14 protein-coding genes, 9 tRNA genes and 3 rRNA genes are annotated in these 20,480 nt (G+C 40.4%); 2 read left to right on the top strand and 24 right to left on the bottom strand.

The window, feature by feature from the left end; genetic code table 11:
* Positions 1 to 18: 18 nt before the first annotated feature.
* Positions 19 to 795: an SDR family oxidoreductase gene (locus BTOYO_RS14440; RefSeq protein ID WP_002093853.1), complete on the bottom strand. Its 777-nt coding sequence runs from the start codon at positions 793 to 795 to the stop codon at positions 19 to 21.
* A 387-nt stretch (positions 796 to 1,182) separates the two neighbouring features.
* Between BTOYO_RS14440 and BTOYO_RS14435 the strand changes: the two genes are divergently transcribed.
* Positions 1,183 to 1,689: a DoxX family membrane protein gene (locus BTOYO_RS14435; RefSeq protein WP_000236354.1), complete on the top strand. Its 507-nt coding sequence runs from the start codon at positions 1,183 to 1,185 to the stop codon at positions 1,687 to 1,689.
* Positions 1,690 to 1,760: 71 nt separating this feature from the next.
* Here the strand turns inward: BTOYO_RS14435 and BTOYO_RS14430 are convergent, their stop codons facing one another.
* The 23 genes from BTOYO_RS14430 to BTOYO_RS14325 all read right to left on the bottom strand — a co-directional run bounded on the left by BTOYO_RS14430 (position 1,761) and on the right by BTOYO_RS14325 (position 19,422).
* The gene (locus tag BTOYO_RS14430) at positions 1,761 to 2,327 is read right to left on the bottom strand and encodes a DUF4256 domain-containing protein (RefSeq protein WP_000138398.1); all 567 of its coding nucleotides are present in this window, start codon (positions 2,325 to 2,327) and stop codon (positions 1,761 to 1,763) included.
* Positions 2,328 to 2,463: 136 nt separating this feature from the next.
* On the bottom strand, positions 2,464 to 4,422 hold the full coding sequence (locus tag BTOYO_RS14425; protein WP_000864980.1) for a S9 family peptidase: 1,959 nt from the start codon (positions 4,420 to 4,422) through the stop codon (positions 2,464 to 2,466).
* Between the two features lie 26 nt (positions 4,423 to 4,448).
* On the bottom strand, positions 4,449 to 4,622 hold the full coding sequence (locus BTOYO_RS27865; protein ID WP_002037801.1) for a PDDEXK family nuclease: 174 nt from the start codon (positions 4,620 to 4,622) through the stop codon (positions 4,449 to 4,451).
* 184 nt (positions 4,623 to 4,806) lie between these two features.
* On the bottom strand, positions 4,807 to 6,609 hold the full coding sequence (gene glmS / locus BTOYO_RS14420; RefSeq protein WP_000334150.1) for a glutamine--fructose-6-phosphate transaminase (isomerizing): 1,803 nt from the start codon (positions 6,607 to 6,609) through the stop codon (positions 4,807 to 4,809).
* 12 nt (positions 6,610 to 6,621) lie between these two features.
* Positions 6,622 to 6,807 (bottom strand): hypothetical protein, encoded by a 186-nt coding sequence (locus BTOYO_RS14415; RefSeq protein ID WP_033657406.1) that lies wholly within the window; start codon positions 6,805 to 6,807, stop codon positions 6,622 to 6,624.
* Between the two features lie 290 nt (positions 6,808 to 7,097).
* Positions 7,098 to 8,441 carry a phosphoglucosamine mutase gene (gene glmM / locus BTOYO_RS14410; RefSeq protein WP_000521472.1) on the bottom strand — a complete coding sequence of 448 codons (1,344 nt, stop codon included), beginning with the start codon at positions 8,439 to 8,441 and terminating at the stop codon, positions 7,098 to 7,100.
* Positions 8,434 to 9,903 carry a CdaR family protein gene (locus BTOYO_RS14405; protein WP_000359589.1) on the bottom strand — a complete coding sequence of 490 codons (1,470 nt, stop codon included), beginning with the start codon at positions 9,901 to 9,903 and terminating at the stop codon, positions 8,434 to 8,436. Before BTOYO_RS14405 ends, glmM begins: the two co-directional genes overlap by 8 nt.
* Complete coding sequence (gene cdaA, locus BTOYO_RS14400; RefSeq protein ID WP_001115710.1) at positions 9,896 to 10,717, bottom strand: diadenylate cyclase CdaA; 822 nt, start codon at positions 10,715 to 10,717, stop codon at positions 9,896 to 9,898. The genes BTOYO_RS14405 and cdaA overlap by 8 nt, the downstream gene beginning before the upstream one ends.
* Before the next feature lie 248 nt (positions 10,718 to 10,965).
* Complete coding sequence (gene rocF, locus BTOYO_RS14395; RefSeq protein WP_000711576.1) at positions 10,966 to 11,859, bottom strand: arginase; 894 nt, start codon at positions 11,857 to 11,859, stop codon at positions 10,966 to 10,968.
* Positions 11,860 to 12,068: 209 nt separating this feature from the next.
* Positions 12,069 to 13,214: a glycerate kinase gene (locus tag BTOYO_RS14390; RefSeq protein ID WP_000869568.1), complete on the bottom strand. Its 1,146-nt coding sequence runs from the start codon at positions 13,212 to 13,214 to the stop codon at positions 12,069 to 12,071.
* 117 nt (positions 13,215 to 13,331) lie between these two features.
* Positions 13,332 to 13,404, bottom strand: a tRNA-Ala gene (locus BTOYO_RS14385).
* A gap of 10 nt (positions 13,405 to 13,414) precedes the next feature.
* Positions 13,415 to 13,486: transfer RNA gene (locus tag BTOYO_RS14380), tRNA-Gly, on the bottom strand.
* A 5-nt stretch (positions 13,487 to 13,491) separates the two neighbouring features.
* Positions 13,492 to 13,567 (bottom strand) — tRNA-Lys (locus BTOYO_RS14375).
* A gap of 5 nt (positions 13,568 to 13,572) precedes the next feature.
* Positions 13,573 to 13,647 (bottom strand) — tRNA-Gln (locus tag BTOYO_RS14370).
* A 65-nt stretch (positions 13,648 to 13,712) separates the two neighbouring features.
* Positions 13,713 to 13,796 (bottom strand) — tRNA-Tyr (locus BTOYO_RS14365).
* A gap of 16 nt (positions 13,797 to 13,812) precedes the next feature.
* A tRNA-Val gene (locus tag BTOYO_RS14360) sits at positions 13,813 to 13,888 on the bottom strand.
* 5 nt (positions 13,889 to 13,893) lie between these two features.
* Positions 13,894 to 13,968, bottom strand: a tRNA-Glu gene (locus BTOYO_RS14355).
* A gap of 22 nt (positions 13,969 to 13,990) precedes the next feature.
* A tRNA-Thr gene (locus BTOYO_RS14350) sits at positions 13,991 to 14,063 on the bottom strand.
* A 4-nt stretch (positions 14,064 to 14,067) separates the two neighbouring features.
* Positions 14,068 to 14,142, bottom strand: a tRNA-Asn gene (locus BTOYO_RS14345).
* Between the two features lie 9 nt (positions 14,143 to 14,151).
* A 5S ribosomal RNA gene (rrf, locus tag BTOYO_RS14340) occupies positions 14,152 to 14,267 on the bottom strand.
* Between the two features lie 91 nt (positions 14,268 to 14,358).
* Positions 14,359 to 17,280: ribosomal RNA gene (locus BTOYO_RS14335) — 23S ribosomal RNA — on the bottom strand.
* A 146-nt stretch (positions 17,281 to 17,426) separates the two neighbouring features.
* A 16S ribosomal RNA gene (locus BTOYO_RS14330) occupies positions 17,427 to 18,978 on the bottom strand.
* Together the 16S, 23S and 5S rRNA genes with 9 tRNA genes alongside form the textbook arrangement of a ribosomal RNA operon.
* A 225-nt stretch (positions 18,979 to 19,203) precedes the next feature.
* The gene (locus tag BTOYO_RS14325) at positions 19,204 to 19,422 is read right to left on the bottom strand and encodes a hypothetical protein (protein WP_000901142.1); all 219 of its coding nucleotides are present in this window, start codon (positions 19,420 to 19,422) and stop codon (positions 19,204 to 19,206) included.
* A gap of 184 nt (positions 19,423 to 19,606) precedes the next feature.
* On the opposite strand from BTOYO_RS14325, the gene pdaB reads away from it, so the two are divergent.
* The gene (pdaB, locus tag BTOYO_RS14320) at positions 19,607 to 20,371 is read left to right on the top strand and encodes a polysaccharide deacetylase family sporulation protein PdaB (RefSeq protein ID WP_000464721.1); all 765 of its coding nucleotides are present in this window, start codon (positions 19,607 to 19,609) and stop codon (positions 20,369 to 20,371) included.
* Positions 20,372 to 20,480: the final 109 nt, after the last annotated feature.

The raw sequence follows: 20,480 nt of genomic DNA, 5'->3' as shown, positions 1-20,480 counted from the left end.
AAAGGAGATGCCTTCTTTTTACCTTTTAAATCCACCTTCCGAATGAATCACTTGTCCCGTAATCCACTCTGCTTCTTCACTTACTAAAAACTTTATGAGTCTAGCTGCATCCTTTGGCTCACCAATTCTGCCCAGAGGAAACATCGGCTTTAATCCTTGCTTTATCTCTTCAGTCATCCATCCTGTACTAGTTGGATCTGGGTTAATTGCATTCACTGTTATTCCTAAATGGGCTACTTCTGCTGACAACGTACTGGTAAGAGCATCAATAGCTCCTTTCGTTGTTGCATACGCCAGTTCTCCTGCCATAGGCCCTTGAAATTGCCCCGAAGTCATATTCACAATTCTACCACCAAATTTCTTATCAAATCCTCGGGCAAATTGACTACTTAACAATGTAGTCGCACGAACATTTACCATGTAATGCTTATCCAGCTCTTCAGCAGACAAATTAGAGAAATCATTATTCGTAGAATATGCTGCATTATTAATTAATATATGAGGGTAGCCTAGTTGTTCAGTAACCCTATTTATAAGCTCTTTCGGTGCATCATTTTGAGTTAAATCTAACTCCATGCTCGATACTTTAACACCTTTTTGTATTAGCTCTTCTTTTAATTGTATTTGTTCATTTTGCTCAACGCCCCAAGGCATCTCTTTATCGTAAGCTGTCCAATACGTAAAAAATATATCGTATCCAGCCTCTGCTAACTCTGTGCAAATAGCTGCTCCTATACCGTCTAGACGACTTACACCTGTAACAACTGCTACTTTATTTTTTAATTGATTCATCATATACTCCTCCAATTTTAAAGGACGCATATTTTATATGAGAGATATAAATTTCCCCACAAAAAAGATAGATACATAATAGGCCTATCCTTACCGAAGGAATGACTACGCCAAATATGCAGTCCTTGAATGATTTACAGATAGCTAAATAAACCCTCACTTATGAGAGAAAAATAATCTATCCAATTGCTAATCATTACAAGTTCATCCACATATCTAGTCTTTGCCTCCTTTTGATATATCTCTATTATTAGTCTATCAAAAAAGATGAAATGTTACAAAAAATAAAACAATTACTCACAACATATATTCGTTCACATTTCCTCCATTGTGAATTTATTCACAATGAATATATAATAAACATGTAAATACAATATTGGAGGGATTTCAATGGTTATCAATTTTTTAAGAACTGATAAACGTGCTACTTTCATATTATTACTTTTACGTCTTTACATAGGATATTCTTGGATTACTGCTGGAATAGGGAAAGTTTTAGGACAATCTTTTGATGCCAGCGGTTTCCTCAAAGGCGCCATCGCCCAAGCATCAGGCGATCACCCCGCAGTACAAGGCTGGTGGGCGGATTTCCTTCAAAACTTTGTTCTTCCGCACGCAGACTTATTTAGCTTTTTCGTACAATGGGGGGAAATCTTAGTAGGTTTAGGTTTAATTTTAGGTGGATTAACAAAAACTGCTGCATTCTTTGGAATCATAATGAATCTTTCATTCTTATTAAGTGGAACTGTTAGTGTAAACCCAAACATGCTTGTTTTAACTATGTTCATTTTAATTGCAGGTCATAATGCTGGACGTATTGGATTAGACGGTTATGTTTTCCCTAAACTTTTCCGGAAAAACAACCACGAAACATATAAATTAAGTAAAACTGCGTAGTAACAGTTTACTTTTAAAATATAAGTAAGAAAAGAGCCTAAGTATAGGCTCTTTTCTTACTTACTCCAAATTTAAACTCTTAACGAACCGCGAAACCCTCTAGCAGCATAATAGGAATCTGCTCCATTGTGGTACACAAAAACGTGTCCAAAGCGATAATCGCAAAATAGAGCGCCACCGAGTTCGCGAATATCTGAAGGCGTTTGTACCCAGCTTGATGATTTCATATCGAAATCCCCAATTTGTTGCAAATCTCGATATTGTTCTTCAGTTAATAATTCAATGCCCATAGCAGTTGCCACATCAATGACATTATTTTCTGGTTTATGTTTTTTTCTTGACTCTAACGCTTCAAGATCATAACAAAGACTTCTGCGGCCTTTAGGACTCTCCTTTGAACAATCATAGAAAGTATACTCGTCCTTCTCTTTATCATAACCAACAACATCCGGCTCACCGCCAGTTACTTCCATTTCATTAAGTGACCATAATTTCTCAGCATTAACATCCAGCTTCGCTTCAACTTTAGCCCATTCAAGACCTTCATGACGATTCATATTCTTCTCAAAACGAGCTTTCAATACTTTGAATAATTGTTCACGCTGTTCTACTGGTAACACATTTTTATTTTCTGTCATATTAGTCCTCCGAATTACATTTCCTTATAATCATAATGGTTTGCATGCAGTTTACAACAAATTATATAATTTGTTGTATCTCTTTTTCAACAATATGACCCGATTGTACAACGAAAAATCCCTGTACGAATATCCATTATATAGTACGAAAGCCCTCCATACTTTCTCCAAGAATATAATGTGAAAACCACATCAAGTTCTGCTTCATAATAGCTACTCTCATTCCTGGCTGATCAGAACTATATGCCATTCCTTTAAATATAATTAATTCTGTATCAACTTCCATATCTCTTAATCCTTCATATAGCTCATATGCATTTGTAGTTGGAATTCTTGCATCCTTTTCCCCATGTTGAATTAAGGTAGGCGTACAAGCTGATTTAATATATGTCATTGGTGATGTCTTCGTATAGATCCCCGGATCATTCCATGGAGTATTTCCTAAATACATTCTAATAAAGTAAGGGATATCTGTATTTACATAATGGGTACTCCAGTTCGTAATTCCGCCCCCAACTGAAATAGCTTTAAATCTACTACTAAATGTAGAACAGAAAGCTGATATATATCCTCCGTTACTCCATCCCATAACTCCTACTGTATCTTTATCTACAATCCCTTGATCAACTAGTTTATCCACCCCTGATATAACATCATCATAGTCAGCGATTCCCTGTTTTCTGTAGTTTGCTTTTAAGAATTCATTACCATAACCTGAACTTCCTCTGTAGTTTGGCTCTAAAACGATAAAGCCTTTTTCGATAAACTGTTCAATCGGATATTTCTCATTGAAGCTGTCTGAAAATATCGGAAAGGATGCCCAAGCCGGACCACCATGAATTACTACTAATAAAGGATATTTTTTATTTGAGTCAAACTCTGCTGGGGTTGATAACACACCCTCAATTTCAAGGCCATCTCTACTTTTCCATGAGATGATTTCCCTATTACTTTTAAGCTTGTCTTCGAAAAAGCTATTTTCATCCGTTATTCTTTTATCATCCAAATAGATTTCAAAGGTTTCATTTGTTATAGCCTTATTATAGGTTATATGATTTCCATCCTTTGTTATAGAGGCATCCATTATAAAGCCATCTACCTTGTCGCTTAATGCTTCCACAGTGCCATCTTCAGCTAGTAATCCAATACGATAATTCGTTTTATCCTGCCATCTAATTAAAATTCCTTTAGCTGTCCACTGTAATGGCGTAACCGTACTATCAAAATTTGTTAGAGGCTGAATTACCTCTCCAGTATTCATATCATATATCTCTAATGTATTATCTTGTATATGATTTCTATAGTAATCCTTCTCTCTTATGCTTGCTGAGTAACATATTTTATCGCCCTCAGGAGAAAAGCAGATGCTCGCTCCTAACAACGTATCTATATTCATCTTTTGTAGTTCCCCAGCTTCAACATCTAATATATATATATCACCATTCATATAATCGTTTAGGCTTGGTGTAGCCATACATACAACCTTTTTCCCATTATTTGAAATATCAAAGTTATGTATATAAAAATCCTTACCGTCCGTTAGTTGATAAACACCGCTAACCTTCCGTTCCTGTTTATCATTTTGTTTCACTTTTTCTATTTCAATGTAGTATAAACAATTATTCTGATGTTCCTTACCTACATGATGGAAATCTCCATATCGTTCCTTACGTTTCTTTATCTCCTCACATTCTTTTGACTGTGCAATATAATAAAAACCTTTACCAGTAGGCTCCCATTTGAAATTACTGACTCCTTCTTTCTCATCAGTAATTTGAACCTCACTATAGCCGTCTAGTGACTTAAAAAAGATCTGATTTTTCCCATCTCCAACAGGGCTAAGATATGCGATACCCTTAGAATCTGGAGACCATAATGGATGTGTACTATCTATATCTCCAATTGTTAATGGGTAACTCTTCCCCTTTTCCTTTTCATATATCCATACATGGTTTCTATATGTATTGTCTTTCCAGTTAGCTGTCTTTTTAACAAACGCTACATTTTTGCCATCATCACTTATATTTGTACTTGATAAGGCCGGTAATGAAATAATCTCTTCTATACTTAAATATGTTTTTTCTTTCACTTTCATTAATAAACACCCCTCGTCATGTCTAGTCAATTAATGCATCTATACTCCCAAGATTCCCGTTCAATTGGATCAGCTAGGTGTTTCATTCCAAGCTCTTCAGCAATAACAATCGTCTTTTCTTGTAGTAATAAAGAAAACTGTTCATGAATACTTAAAATATTACTAGAAAATTCAGATAAACAAAAGTGATTTCGTTCCAAATCCGATAAAGTGAACCTTTAATCAGTAGGGCTTCTGTCCATTCCCACTGCTAGTTCCTCGCTCCTCTTTAATCCACTTATCGATTTTAAATGTTCTCTTTCTTTTGGACACAAAAACACCCCTTTAGATAAAAATATCCAAAGGGGTGAGGCTTCACAAATTTATTTCAAATCTACCAACCTTCTACTCAACCGTAACAGATTTAGCTAAGTTACGTGGCTTATCAACGTCACACTCGCGGTGAAGTGCTGCGTAGTATGAGATAAGTTGTAATGGAATAACTGCTACTAGCGGTGCTAGTGCTTCGTGTACAGCTGGTAATACGAAGCTGTCTCCTTCCATTTCTAAGCCTTTCATTGAGATGATACATGGGTTAGCTCCGCGTGCTACTACTTCTTTCACGTTACCGCGAATTCCAAGGTTTACGTGCTCTTGTGTAGCAAGTGCGATAACTGGTGTACCATTTTCGATTAAAGCGATTGTACCGTGTTTTAATTCTCCTCCAGCAAATCCTTCTGCTTGGATGTAAGAGATTTCTTTTAGTTTTAACGCACCTTCTAATCCTACGTAGAAGTCTACGCTACGTCCGATGAAGAAACAGTTACGCGTTGTTGCTAAAAATTGTTTTGCTAATGCGTCCATTTCTTCTTTTTGATCACAAAGTTCTATCATTGCATTTGCTACAATTCCTAGTTCGTGTGTTAAGTCGAAATCAAGAACTTCACCTTTTGCTTTAGCAATGTCAGCCGCTAAGATTGAAAGTACTGCAAGTTGTGCTGTGTAAGCTTTCGTTGATGCAACCGCAATTTCTGGTCCAGCGTATAGTGGAAGTGTATAGTCAGCTTCACGAGAAAGCGTAGAACCAGGTACGTTTGTAATTGTTAATGCTTTATGACCCATTTCATTTGTTTGCACAAGTACTGCACGGCTATCAGCTGTTTCACCACTTTGTGAAATGTAAATGAAGAATGGTCTTTCTGTTAATAATGGCATGTTGTAAGAGAATTCACTTGCTACGTGTACTTCAACTGGTGTTTTTGCAAACTTCTCGATAAATTGTTTTCCAACAAGACCTGCATGATAACTCGTTCCACATGCAATGATGTAAATACGATCGCTATCTAAAATCGCGTTGCGGATATCTTGATCTAATTCAATTTCGCCATTTTCATCTTGATACTTTTGAATAATATTACGGATTACAAGTGGTTGCTCATCAATTTCTTTAAGCATGAAATGAGGATATGTTCCCTTTTCAATGTCACTTGCATCTAATTCCGCTGTAAACGGTGCACGTTCAATCGTTTCACCTTGTAAGTTTTTAATTGTAATGCTTTCTTTCGTTACGATTACGATTTCTTTATCCATTAACTCAATAAATTGATCTGTAACTTGTAACATCGCCATAGCGTCGCTCGCCACAACATTAAAGTTGTCACCAACACCTACTAATAGCGGGCTTTTGTTTTTAGCAACATAAATCATGTTTGGATTTTCAGCATCAAGTAATCCGATTGCATAAGAGCCATGTAAAAGAGATAGCGTATTACGGAACGCTTCTTCTACACTTAATCCTGTGCTCACTTGTTGTTCCATAAGCTGTACGATAATTTCTGTATCTGTTTCACTTACGAACGTTACATCTTGTAAATATTCCTTTTTCACTAATTCATAGTTTTCAATTACACCGTTATGAACTAGTGTAAAGCGCTTTGATGTACTTTGATGCGGATGCGCGTTTACCTTACTTGGAACACCGTGTGTAGCCCAGCGTGTATGTCCGATACCTACGCTTGCTGCTACGTTCTCATCTACGATTTCGCGAAGTTTTGCAATACGGCCTTTTTCTTTGTACACAACAACACCGTTCTCTGCTTGTACTGCAATACCTGCTGAATCATATCCACGATATTCTAGTTTTTCTAAACCTTTTAATAAAATTTCCTTTGCATCTTGTTCTCCAATAAATCCTACGATTCCACACATGTTTAGTCGCCGTTACAAATGCTTACACTGCTTTGCGAACATGTAACGACATAGTCCGATACCATTTTTATTTATACTAAAAAACGGATTACATATTGCTAGCCCTGTAAGCTTGTAACGGCTTTCACCTTCCTCTCGATTGGGTTTAAGTCCGTATATACTTATACAGCTAGTTTTCATCCGTTCCTTTTCTCTCATCACACTTTCACCTTTGTCCATTAAGTCACCTTAATGATTTAAGTAAAAGCTTGCGGTTATGATGAACAACCGGGAGTCATCCGCCGAAATCTCGATAAAACTCCACCTCGTCAACTACACTACTTGTAGTTCTGGCGCTTTTATAATTTACAACATTTACTTTGAGAAAAAGAACAAGACAATCTTATAACAAACATTATAAACCGTCAATGAAATTTTTTTCATCGTCTTTAAAACATATGAAAAAGGAGCACTTCTTGTGCTCCTTTTAAAATAAATTCAACAAATTATTAAGCGCCAACTTCAGCTTTAACAACTTCTACAATACGATGTACATATGCATTACAAACTTCTTGTGTCGGTGCTTCTGCCATTACACGAATAAGCGGTTCTGTTCCAGATGGACGCACAAGAATGCGGCCATCACCGTTCATTTCTTCTTCTACAACACGAATAATTTCTTTAATTTTTTCATTTTCTAATGCTAATTTTTTATCTGTTACACGAACATTTACTAGTAATTGTGGGAATTTCGTCATTTCTCCTGCAAGCTCAGATAATGGCTTTTTCGTCATTTTCATGATGTTTACAAGTTGAAGTGCACTTAACATTCCATCACCAGTTGTAATGTAATCAAGTAAGATAATGTGACCTGATTGTTCTCCGCCTAAGTTGTAACCACCGCGTTTCATTTCTTCCATTACGTAGCGATCACCAACTGCAGTTTTGTCACTTGTAATATTGTTTGCTTCAAGTGCTTTGTAGAAACCTAAGTTACTCATAACAGTTGAAACAACTGTATTGTGCTTTAGTTGGCCAGTTTCTTTCATGTACTTCGCACAAATAAACATAATTTGATCGCCATCAACGATGTTTCCTTTTTCATCTACAGCGATTAAACGGTCACCATCACCATCAAAAGCAAGACCGATATCAGCACCTTTTTCTTTCACTAATTCTGCTAGGCCTTCAGGATGCGTAGAACCTACTCCAGCATTAATATTCATACCATTCGGTGAAGTTCCCATTGTTGAAATATCAGCTTCTAAATCCGCAAATAAGTACGGCGCTAAAGAAGACGTTGCACCATGTGCACAATCTAAAGCGATATGTAAACCAGAGAAATCTTCTTCTACAGTTTGTTTAATGTATTGTAAATATTTTTGTCCACCTTCAAAGTAATCGCTCACTTGTCCAAGGTTAGTACCTGTTGGACGTGGCAATTCATCAACTTCTTTGTCTAATAAAGCTTCGATTTCTGCTTCTTGCTCATCTGTTAATTTAAAACCGTCTGAACCGAAGAATTTAATTCCGTTATCTTGTACCGGATTATGAGATGCAGAAATCATCACACCCGCTTGTGCGCCTAACGCCTTTGTTAAATAAGCAACACCCGGTGTAGAAATAACACCAAGGCGCATTACTTCTGCTCCAGTTGATAATAGACCTGCTACTAAAGCTCCTTCTAACATATGACCAGATACACGTGTATCACGACCGATAATTACTTTTGGACGATCTGTATCTTTTGTTAATACATAACCACCAAAACGTCCAATTTTGAAAGCTAATTCAGGTGTTAATTCCTCATTCGCAACTCCACGTACTCCATCTGTACCAAAATATTTACCCATTATGATTCGCTCCTTTTTCTTGCTCTTTTTGATTATCTACCGTTGGTTCTTGACTAAGTTCTTTATCTTTATCTTTGTCTTTTTCTTTGTCCTGGTCTTTTTCTGGATTAGTTTCAGGATCTTTTGGTTTTTCAGTTTGATTATCTTGATTATTATTTGAATCTGGTTGTTCACCATTACCCTGTACTTCTTGATCTGGCTTTTCTTTCTTCACAATAGTAACTTTAGCACTTTTTTGTTTTGGCTCTATTGAAATATTACCAGGACCGCTCACTTGAATCGAAACATCCTTCGTCCCTGGCGATACATTTTGCAAATTAATTACCGCTGTTATTTGAGCAGCTGTTATTTTATCTACTATACTTGCTTCTCCTGAAATATCAACGCTTATCTTTCCATCCTGTGGCGAAAGTAGCTGAGCAGTGACATCTTTAGAAACTCCATTTTTTTGAATCGAGACACCTTCAATTGTTCTAGTTTTTGTTTGTTTTACTTTTTGTACCCCTACGGAAACCCTCACTTGATTTGGTTTAGAACTCGTTACACCCTTTGGCAATAAAACAGAGGTATCGAATGTTGTAGACTCAGTCAATTGACTAAGATCTACTTCGACCCCCTCTATCGATTGTATATTATCCAAAATATCTTTTGGACCCGCTATCGTTACTTCTCTCGGTTCAACGCTAATATTTGTAACGGCCAATCCTTCTGGTAAACTCCCCTTTTTCGTATACGTTACAGGAACAGTTTTTTCCGTATTATTGGCCGTAGCTTGCGTCGCCACATTCAACGTTACACTAATTTTAGATGGACTTGTTCTTACATTTAAACGTTTTCCTTCTTTATTGTATAATGTAACTTCAGCTGTTTTTGTAACAGTTTTATTAACACCTTTTAAATCAATATACGCCTTAGCAGATGAAATACTTTCGATTTCTTCTTTCGTCCCAACTACCTCAACAGTATCAGGTTTAATGTTTGATTTTTCGAGAGTAGCACCCGCTGGCATCTGATCCTCATTTGATAACTTTAAGTCTACATGAACATATTTTCTCGCTTTTTCATGAAGAGTAACTTTAATTGTTGATGGCTGAACTGTTCCCTTCACATCATCTGGAAGCCCGTTCGTTTTCAAAGAAACTTCATAAGTCCCTTTTGGACTATCTCGCAAATCAACCGTTATATCAAATTGTTTTTTTGCTTTTGCTGTAGCAACTGCTGCTTTTGGGCCTTCTAACTTCACCTTAACGCCCTCTGCCGGAATACCACTTACAATATATTTATCTTCATCATACTTAAGGTTAATAGCATGATTAGTTAATGTTTCTTTCGTATCATTTGCGAAAGGTAATATACCCGATGTCGTATTCTTTTCAGTTAAAGTTGCGGACATAAAAAGCATACACGCCAATAGTAATGAGATTCCTTTTAAAAACCAATGATTCTCCATTAACTTATCCATGACGCTTTCTCCTCCAATTCCATAAAGACGAAGAAGTCGTTTTTTCGTTCCCACTAAATTCTGCTAATAACATATCCTTCAGTTGTTCTGTCTTCAAATCACGATGCAACTTACCATTTTTCGTTAAAGAAATTTGGCCTGTTTCTTCAGATACAACTACTGTAATACTATCAGTGACTTCACTAACTCCCATTGCAGCACGATGCCTTGTTCCTAACTCTTTAGAAATAAAGGGGCTTTCTGATAATGGAAGATAACAAGCCGCTGCTTTAATTGTACTTCCTTGCATAATTACGGCTCCGTCGTGAAGAGGCGTATTTGGAATGAAAATATTAATGAGTAACTCCGATGATACATTTGCATTTAACGGAATACCCGTTTCCACATAATCACCCATTCCGGTCTCTTTTGACAACGTAATTAATGCACCAATTCTACGTTTTCCCATATATTCCGTTGCTTTTGCTATCGATGTTGCAACAATTTCAGGTTCATCATCCTCCTGAGTTCCAACACGCGAAAATAAACTTCCGCGTCCTAGCTGCTCAAGTGCTCTTCGCAATTCTGGCTGGAAGATAATAATAACGGCTAAAAATCCCCACGTTAATACTTGTTCCGTTAGCCAATAAAGCGTATGCAATTCAAGGAAAATACTAATCATCCGAACGACAATAATAACTGTAATCCCCTTTAAAAGTTGAACAGCTTTTGTCCCTCGGATTATAAGAATTAGCTTATATATAATAAACCATACAACGGCAATATCTAATACCGTACTAAGATATTTCAAAATGGTCGTATCTTCAAAAGGCATGCTAACCCTTCCTCCTACTTACGAGCAATTCTATCCATATATTGAAATATTGTTTTATGCTCTATCTGTATGTATTTCCAACAACTAGTTAATTATACCATACATGAAACAAACGACAATTACAAACAACCCCCTTTAAATCAAATTGGTAAGATGTCAAACAATCTTATCGTACAGTATAATATAAATCATTATTATACGTCTATTTTCAAATAAAAAAAGCAACTTCTCAGTTGCTTTTCTTACATTTATTTTAGTTTTTCACCGAATAAAGAACCCATTAAAGCAACCGCGGTTGTTGCCGTTCTATTTCTCTCATCTAAAATCGTATTTACTTCAACAAACTCAGCAGATGTAACAATATCAGCTTCCGCTAACATTTCCATCGCTAAATGACTTTCACGATACGATAGACCACCAATTACAGGCGTTCCAACTCCCGGTGCATCATGAGGATCAAGACCATCTAAATCTAATGATAGATGTACACCATCAGTATGAGATAAATAAGCAATTGTTTCTTCCATAACAGCCGTCATACCCATACGATCAATTTCATGCATTGAGAATACTTTAATACCTTCATTGCGAATAAAGTCTTTTTCTCCTTCATCCAATGCACGTGCACCGATAATTACAACGTTCTCTTTTTTCACCTTTGGATATGCCCCGTATAAGTCTACAAGCGTGGGATGTCCATAGCCTAAACTTGCTGCAAGTGACATTCCATGAATATTACCAGATGGTGAAGTTTCCTCCGTATTTAAATCTCCATGTGCATCATACCAAATAACACCTAAATTTTTATAATGTTTTGCCACACCAGCTAGTGTACCAATTGCGATACTATGGTCACCACCTAATACAAGTGGAAAACGACCTTCTTCTATAATATGATCCACCTTACTTGCCAATTCATTACATACAGTCGCAACTTGTGTAAGGTTTCTTAATTTTGTATTTTCATCAACTTCTTTTTCTCTCTCTATACATATATCTCCCATATCTTTAATGTTATATCCAATTTCTTCAATTCTTTCAATTACCCCTGCATAACGGATCGCGCTCGGGCCCATATCAACTCCACGACGCATCTGTCCTAAATCCATTGGAACTCCAATAACTGAGATTTCTTTTTTCATAGATAGTATCCCCCTTTTATGCCTTCACTAAATATTTTAAATCTTTTATATACTCTGACTCAACTCGACATTTTTCTGTATGGATATACAATTTATTCACTTATATTTATGTTGAAATCCAAATCTTAAGACCATTTTATGTATAAAGTTAACTTAATGAAACAACTGCTATCATTATTATTAGATAATAATAAAAAACACTTCTACATTTAGAAGTGTTTTTTCGATGCAATTTTCCATACTGCTGCAATATTTCTTGCTGTCATTTCAATATTCTCTTTTGCCATCTTATATGCCTCGTCTAGTGCCATTGGAAAAGGCGTAATACTAAATACTGCATCGATTCCCTTTTCGTAAACAACTGGATAATTTGGAGATACCGATCCTCCTATAGCAATCACAGGAATATGAAGACGTTTCGCTCGCCCCGCGACACCAACAGGAGCCTTTCCATATGCTGTTTGTTCATCTATTCTACCTTCACCAGTTATAATTAAATCCGCATCTTCTATATGCTTATCAAAATTTGTATGATCCAATACAATTTCAATACCCTTTCGTAAGCTCCCCTTTAACACTGCAATAACAGCTGCTCCCATACCTCCTGCCGCTCCTGCACCAGGTATTTCAGATACATCCAAAGATACATATCGTTTAAGAATAGTCGCATAATGCTTTAAATTCTCATCTAGCCTTTTCAGCATCTCTACATCCCCACCCTTTTGAGCACCAAACACGAAAGATGCCCCTCTCATTCCGACTAATGGATTATTTACATCACACGCCGCTTCTATCGTTATCTCCTTTAGGCGTGAATCCATTCGTGAAAAATCAATCGTGACAATCGAATGTAATGTTCCTCCAGATGGATCTATTGCTTCACCCTTTTCATCTATAAACCTTACTCCTAAAGCCGATAACATACCTGCTCCACCATCATTTGTAGCGCTTCCTCCAAGCCCCAAAATAATATGCTTAACTCCTTGGTCTAGCGCATGTAATATAAGCTCTCCTGTCCCTTTTGACGTTGTAATGAATGGATTTCGCTTTTCAACCGGTACGTGTTGTAGTCCAGATGCCGATGCCATTTCAATAAACGCTGTCTTTTTATCTGTAGAAATGCCATAAAAAGCTTGTACGCCTTCTCTAAGCGGTCCTGTCACATAAAGTGATACAACGCTTCCTCCTGTGGCATCAACAAGTGAATCAACAGTTCCTTCCCCACCATCTCCAATTGGTATTTTTACATACTCTGCTTTAGGAAAAATTGCTCCAAAACCTCTTTCAATAGCTTCACATACTTCTATAGCCTTTAGACTTTCTTTGTATGAATCAGATGCAATGACAACTTTCACAATTATCCCCCATCCTTTATTTTTACGTTTTCTTCATTTTAAACGACAAATATGAAAGTTGTCTTTTTAAACACAAAAAAAGCGTACATCATATGATGTACACTTTCTCTATTTATATGGAGCCTAGCGGGATCGAACCGCTGACCTCCTGCGTGCAAGGCAGGCGCTCTCCCAGCTGAGCTAAGGCCCCGTAGTAATAAAGCGGAAGACGGGATTCGAACCCGCGACCCCAACCTTGGCAAGGTTGTATTCTACCACTGAACTACTTCCGCGAAAATGGTGAGCCATGAAGGATTCGAACCTTCGACCCTCTGATTAAAAGTCAGATGCTCTACCAACTGAGCTAATGGCTCGTAAATGGCTGGGCTAGCTGGATTCGAACCAGCGCATGACGGAGTCAAAGTCCGTTGCCTTACCGCTTGGCTATAGCCCATTAATATTTACTAGTATGCTTATCTTCTCAAAAAAATAAACCCTCTCAGGTTATTTTAAAGAAAATGGTGGAGGGGGGCAGATTCGAACTGCCGAACCCGAAGGAGCGGATTTACAGTCCGCCGCGTTTAGCCACTTCGCTACCCCTCCGACATTTAAACATATATGGTGGAGGATGACGGGATCGAACCGCCGACCCCCTGCTTGTAAGGCAGGTGCTCTCCCAGCTGAGCTAATCCTCCAAAAGTGGTGACCCGTACGGGATTCGAACCCGTGTTACCGCCGTGAAAGGGCGGTGTCTTAACCACTTGACCAACGGGCCAAAAATTTAAAAACTTTTTCCAAGCTTCCAACCGGGGTTGAACCGGTGACCTCTTCCTTACCATGGAAGTACTCTACCAGCTGAGCTATGGAAGCATAATGGCTCCGCAGGTAGGAATCGAACCTACGACCGATCGGTTAACAGCCGATAGCTCTACCGCTGAGCTACTGCGGAATAATACAAGCCTGGCAACGTCCTACTCTCACAGGGACAAGGTCCCAACTACCATCGGCGCTAGAGAGCTTAACTTCCGTGTTCGGTATGGGAACGGGTGTGACCTCTCTGCCATCATTACCAGACTTTTATCATTATACACATTCTTTTCAGAATGTCAAAAGGAATTTTAAATATATATTCCTTCAAAACTAGATAACATTTGCTACATATTATATGGTTAAGTCCTCGATCTATTAGTATTCGTCAGCTCCACATGTCACCATGCTTCCACCTCGAACCTATCAACCTGATCATCTTTCAGGGATCTTACTAGCTTACGCTATGGGAAATCTCATCTTGAGGGGGGCTTCATGCTTAGATGCTTTCAGCACTTATCCCTTCCGCACATAGCTACCCAGCTATGCCCTTGGCAGAACAACTGGTACACCAGCGGTGCGTCCATCCCGGTCCTCTCGTACTAAGGACAGCTCCTCTCAAATTTCCTACGCCCACGACGGATAGGGACCGAACTGTCTCACGACGTTCTGAACCCAGCTCGCGTACCGCTTTAATGGGCGAACAGCCCAACCCTTGGGACCGACTACAGCCCCAGGATGCGATGAGCCGACATCGAGGTGCCAAACCTCCCCGTCGATGTGGACTCTTGGGGGAGATAAGCCTGTTATCCCCGGGGTAGCTTTTATCCGTTGAGCGATGGCCCTTCCATGCGGAACCACCGGATCACTAAGCCCGACTTTCGTCCCTGCTCGACTTGTAGGTCTCGCAGTCAAGCTCCCTTATGCCTTTGCACTCTACGAATGATTTCCAACCATTCTGAGGGAACCTTTGGGCGCCTCCGTTACACTTTAGGAGGCGACCGCCCCAGTCAAACTGCCCACCTGACACTGTCTCCCGGGTCGATAAGACCCGTAGGTTAGAATTTCAATACAGTCAGGGCGGTATCCCACCAGCGCCTCCACCGAAGCTAGCGCTCCGGTTTCAATGGCTCCCGCCTATCCTGTACAAACTGTACCAAAATTCAATATCAGGCTACAGTAAAGCTCCACGGGGTCTTTCCGTCCTGTCGCGGGTAACCTGCATCTTCACAGGTACTATAATTTCACCGAGTCTCTGGTTGAGACAGTGCCCAAATCGTTACACCTTTCGTGCGGGTCGGAACTTACCCGACAAGGAATTTCGCTACCTTAGGACCGTTATAGTTACGGCCGCCGTTTACTGGGGCTTCAGTTCAGAGCTTCGCTTACGCTAACCCCTCTCCTTAACCTTCCAGCACCGGGCAGGTGTCAGCCCCTATACTTCGCCTTACGGCTTCGCAGAGACCTGTGTTTTTGCTAAACAGTCGCTTGGGCCTATTCACTGCGGCTTTCCGTTAAGAAAGCACCCCTTCTCCCGAAGTTACGGGGTCATTTTGCCGAGTTCCTTAACCAGAGTTCTCTCGCACACCTTAGGATTCTCTCCTCGCCTACCTGTGTCGGTTTGCGGTACAGGCACCTTTTATCTCGCTAGAAGCTTTTCTTGGCAGCGGGGAATCAAAGACTTCGCTCCATAAGGAGCTTCCCCATCACAGCTCAGCCTTCACGATAAGCGGATTTGCCTACTTATCAGCCTAACTGCTTGGACGTGCACAACCAATCGCACGCTTCTTCTATCCTTCTGCGTCCCTCCATTGCTCAAACGATAAAGAGGTGGTACAGGAATATCAACCTGTTGTCCATCGCCTACGCCTGTCGGCCTCGGCTTAGGTCCTGACTAACCCTGAGCGGACGAGCCTTCCTCAGGAAACCTTAGGCATTCGGTGGACGGGATTCTCACCCGTCTTTCGCTACTCATACCGGCATTCTCACTTCTAAGCGCTCCACCAGTCCTTCCGGTCTGACTTCACTGCACTTAGAACGCTCCCCTACCACTGATACCATTGGTATCAATTCGCAGCTTCGGTGGTGTATTTAGCCCCGGTACATTTTCGGCGCAGAGTCACTCGACTAGTGAGCTATTACGCACTCTTTAAATGGTGGCTGCTTCTAAGCCAACATCCTAGTTGTCTAAGCAACTCCACATCCTTTTCCACTTAATACACACTTTGGGACCTTAGCTGGCGATCTGGGCTGTTTCCCTCTTGACTACGGATCTTATCACTCGCAGTCTGACTCCTAAGGATAAGTCATTGGCATTCGGAGTTTGACTGAATTCGGTAATCCGATGAGGACCCCTAGTTCAATCAGTGCTCTACCTCCAAGACTCTTACACTTAAGGCTAGCCCTAAAGCTATTTCGGGGAGAACCAGCTATCTCCAGGTTCGATTGGAATTTCTCCGCTACCCACACCTCATCCCCGCACTTTTCAACGTGCGTGGGTTCGGGCCTCCATTCAGTGTTACCTGAACTTCACCCTGGACATGGGTAGATCACCTGGTTTCGGGTCTACGACCACGTACTAAACGCCCTATTCAGACTCGCTTTCGCTGCGGCTCCGTCTCTTCAACTTAACCTCGCACGGGATCGTAACTCGCCGGTTCATTCTACAAAAGGCACGCCATCACCCATTAACGGGCTCTGACTATTTGTAGGCACACGGTTTCAGGATCTCTTTCACTCCCCTTCCGGGGTGCTTTTCACCTTTCCCTCACGGTACTGGTTCACTATCGATCACTAGGGAGTATTTAGCCTTGGGAGATGGTCCTCCCAGATTCCGACGGAATTTCACGTGTTCCGCCGTACTCAGGATACATTCAAGAGAGAACGAAGTTTCGACTACGGGGTTGTTACCCTCTACGACGGACCTTTCCAGGTCGCTTCGTCTACCTCGTTCCTTTGTAACTCCGTATAGAATGTCCTACAACCCCAAGAGGCAAGCCTCTTGGTTTGGGCTAGATTCCGTTTCGCTCGCCGCTACTCAGGAAATCGCATTTGCTTTCTCTTCCTCCAGGTACTTAGATGTTTCAGTTCCCTGGGTCTGTCTTCCATACCCTATGTATTCAGGTAAGGATACCATACCATTACGTATAGTGGGTTTCCCCATTCGGAAATCTTCGGATCAAAGCTTACTTACAGCTCCCCGAAGCATATCGGCGTTAGTCCCGTCCTTCATCGACTCCTAGTGTCAAGGCATCCACCGTGCGCCCTTTCTAACTTAACCAAACTAAAATTAAAAAAATATGAGCTACACTGTTATCTAGTTTTCAAAGAACATACATTTATATATGAGAGATAGTTCTCTCAAAACTGAACAAAACGAAACACGGAAACTTATATTGATGAACAGCGTTCATCAATTCTCCATAGAAAGGAGGTGATCCAGCAGCACCTTCCGATACGGCTACCTTGTTACGACTTCACCCCAATCATCTGTCCCACCTTAGGCGGCTGGCTCCAAAAAGGTTACCCCACCGACTTCGGGTGTTACAAACTCTCGTGGTGTGACGGGCGGTGTGTACAAGGCCCGGGAACGTATTCACCGCGGCATGCTGATCCGCGATTACTAGCGATTCCAGCTTCATGTAGGCGAGTTGCAGCCTACAATCCGAACTGAGAACGGTTTTATGAGATTAGCTCCACCTCGCGGTCTTGCAGCTCTTTGTACCGTCCATTGTAGCACGTGTGTAGCCCAGGTCATAAGGGGCATGATGATTTGACGTCATCCCCACCTTCCTCCGGTTTGTCACCGGCAGTCACCTTAGAGTGCCCAACTTAATGATGGCAACTAAGATCAAGGGTTGCGCTCGTTGCGGGACTTAACCCAACATCTCACGACACGAGCTGACGACAACCATGCACCACCTGTCACTCTGCTCCCGAAGGAGAAGCCCTATCTCTAGGGTTTTCAGAGGATGTCAAGACCTGGTAAGGTTCTTCGCGTTGCTTCGAATTAAACCACATGCTCCACCGCTTGTGCGGGCCCCCGTCAATTCCTTTGAGTTTCAGCCTTGCGGCCGTACTCCCCAGGCGGAGTGCTTAATGCGTTAACTTCAGCACTAAAGGGCGGAAACCCTCTAACACTTAGCACTCATCGTTTACGGCGTGGACTACCAGGGTATCTAATCCTGTTTGCTCCCCACGCTTTCGCGCCTCAGTGTCAGTTACAGACCAGAAAGTCGCCTTCGCCACTGGTGTTCCTCCATATCTCTACGCATTTCACCGCTACACATGGAATTCCACTTTCCTCTTCTGCACTCAAGTCTCCCAGTTTCCAATGACCCTCCACGGTTGAGCCGTGGGCTTTCACATCAGACTTAAGAAACCACCTGCGCGCGCTTTACGCCCAATAATTCCGGATAACGCTTGCCACCTACGTATTACCGCGGCTGCTGGCACGTAGTTAGCCGTGGCTTTCTGGTTAGGTACCGTCAAGGTGCCAGCTTATTCAACTAGCACTTGTTCTTCCCTAACAACAGAGTTTTACGACCCGAAAGCCTTCATCACTCACGCGGCGTTGCTCCGTCAGACTTTCGTCCATTGCGGAAGATTCCCTACTGCTGCCTCCCGTAGGAGTCTGGGCCGTGTCTCAGTCCCAGTGTGGCCGATCACCCTCTCAGGTCGGCTACGCATCGTTGCCTTGGTGAGCCGTTACCTCACCAACTAGCTAATGCGACGCGGGTCCATCCATAAGTGACAGCCGAAGCCGCCTTTCAATTTCGAACCATGCAGTTCAAAATGTTATCCGGTATTAGCCCCGGTTTCCCGGAGTTATCCCAGTCTTATGGGCAGGTTACCCACGTGTTACTCACCCGTCCGCCGCTAACTTCTTGAGAGCAAGCTCTCAATCCATTCGCTCGACTTGCATGTATTAGGCACGCCGCCAGCGTTCATCCTGAGCCAGGATCAAACTCTCCAATAAAGTTAGTTTGTCTAGCATCTAAAAATAAAAATTGACGTTTCACGTTGTTTGTTTCGTTCAGTTTTCAAAGAACTACTTGGTCGCTCATTTGCGACTTCCTTATGTTAACATCTTCGTTTTTCGATGTCAACTAAGTTTTTCAATTTCTTTTTTGTCGTTTTCTGCGTTTCCGCATCAGCGACGTTTATTAATTTACCATATACTAATCATTAACGTCAACACTTTTTAATAAAAAATTCTTTTTCTTACATAACGAATACATTCTTCTGCGTTAGCAACTCTTCGAAATAAACAAAAAATGATTTTATATCTTTCTTCCATCGCTTTTTTTACAACCTCATGAATACGCTCATCTTCAAAATCAAATAAAAGTTCCTCTAACTCTCTCTTCAATATGTATTCCATTTCTTTTTTCTCTTCTTTCGTCAACATAAGCCCAAGCAAATCATCACCTCAATCATTCCTTACAGAGCAATACAAGTTCCGCTCATTTTTACTTATCAAAAACAAATCATCAAAATCCTATCATTCATTATATCCACCACTTACGATATTAATCCCTTGTTCTCTTTTTTATATTTAAAGCATATATGTAACTGAAAAGGATTGGACAAAGGGGCGTAATATTATGTTTTTCTTTTTTATTACGAGCAAAAGAACTTTTAAACACATTAGCTTAATAGTGATACTTTCCTTATTTACAGCATGGCTACTCTTTTTAAAAACATATTCACATGAATCTGCTTTTTCAACTGCTACAGGTCCTAAGGTAATTTACAAAGGAGATACTGCTAAAAAACAAGTTGCGTTCACGTTTGATATTAGTTGGGGAGACAAAAAAGCGATTCCAATCCTTGAGACACTCAAAGAAAGAGAAATTAAGAATGCAACCTTCTTCCTTTCTGCTGCATGGGCCGAAAGACACCCCGATATCGTCGAACGTATCATGAAAGATGGACATGAAATCGGTAGTATGGGTTATAATTACACGTCTTACACTTCTCTAGAGCCAAATGAAATAAGAAGAGATCTTTTACGAGCCCAAGATGTTTTTACGAAACTTGGCGTAAAACAAGTCAAGCTATTGCGTCCACCTAGTGGTGAATTCAACAAAGCAACTCTTAAAATCGCAGAATCGCTCGGATACACTGTCGTTCATTGGAGTAATAATTCAAATGATTGGAAAAATCCAGGTGTAAATACTATCGTTTCCACTGTCTCTAATAATTTGAAGGGTGGAGATATTGTCTTATTACACGCATCTGATTCTGCTCTTCAAACAAATAAAGCTTTACCGCTACTTCTACAAAAGTTAAAGAGTGACGGATATCAACAAATATCCGTATCACAACTCATTTCCAACACAAGTACGAAAAGTGAAGATGTGAAGTAGTTTCTTTTCTGCTACCCTTTACACATAAATAGCTCTATTACCTTATCGAAAGGTAATAGAGCTATTTCCATCTCACTATTTCTCGTAGTATAACTATCGCTGCGTAAAA

Source organism: Bacillus toyonensis BCT-7112 (genome assembly GCF_000496285.1).
Lineage (GTDB): Bacteria > Bacillota > Bacilli > Bacillales > Bacillaceae_G > Bacillus_A > Bacillus_A toyonensis.
This window is presented reverse-complemented; position numbering and strand designations above follow the sequence as displayed.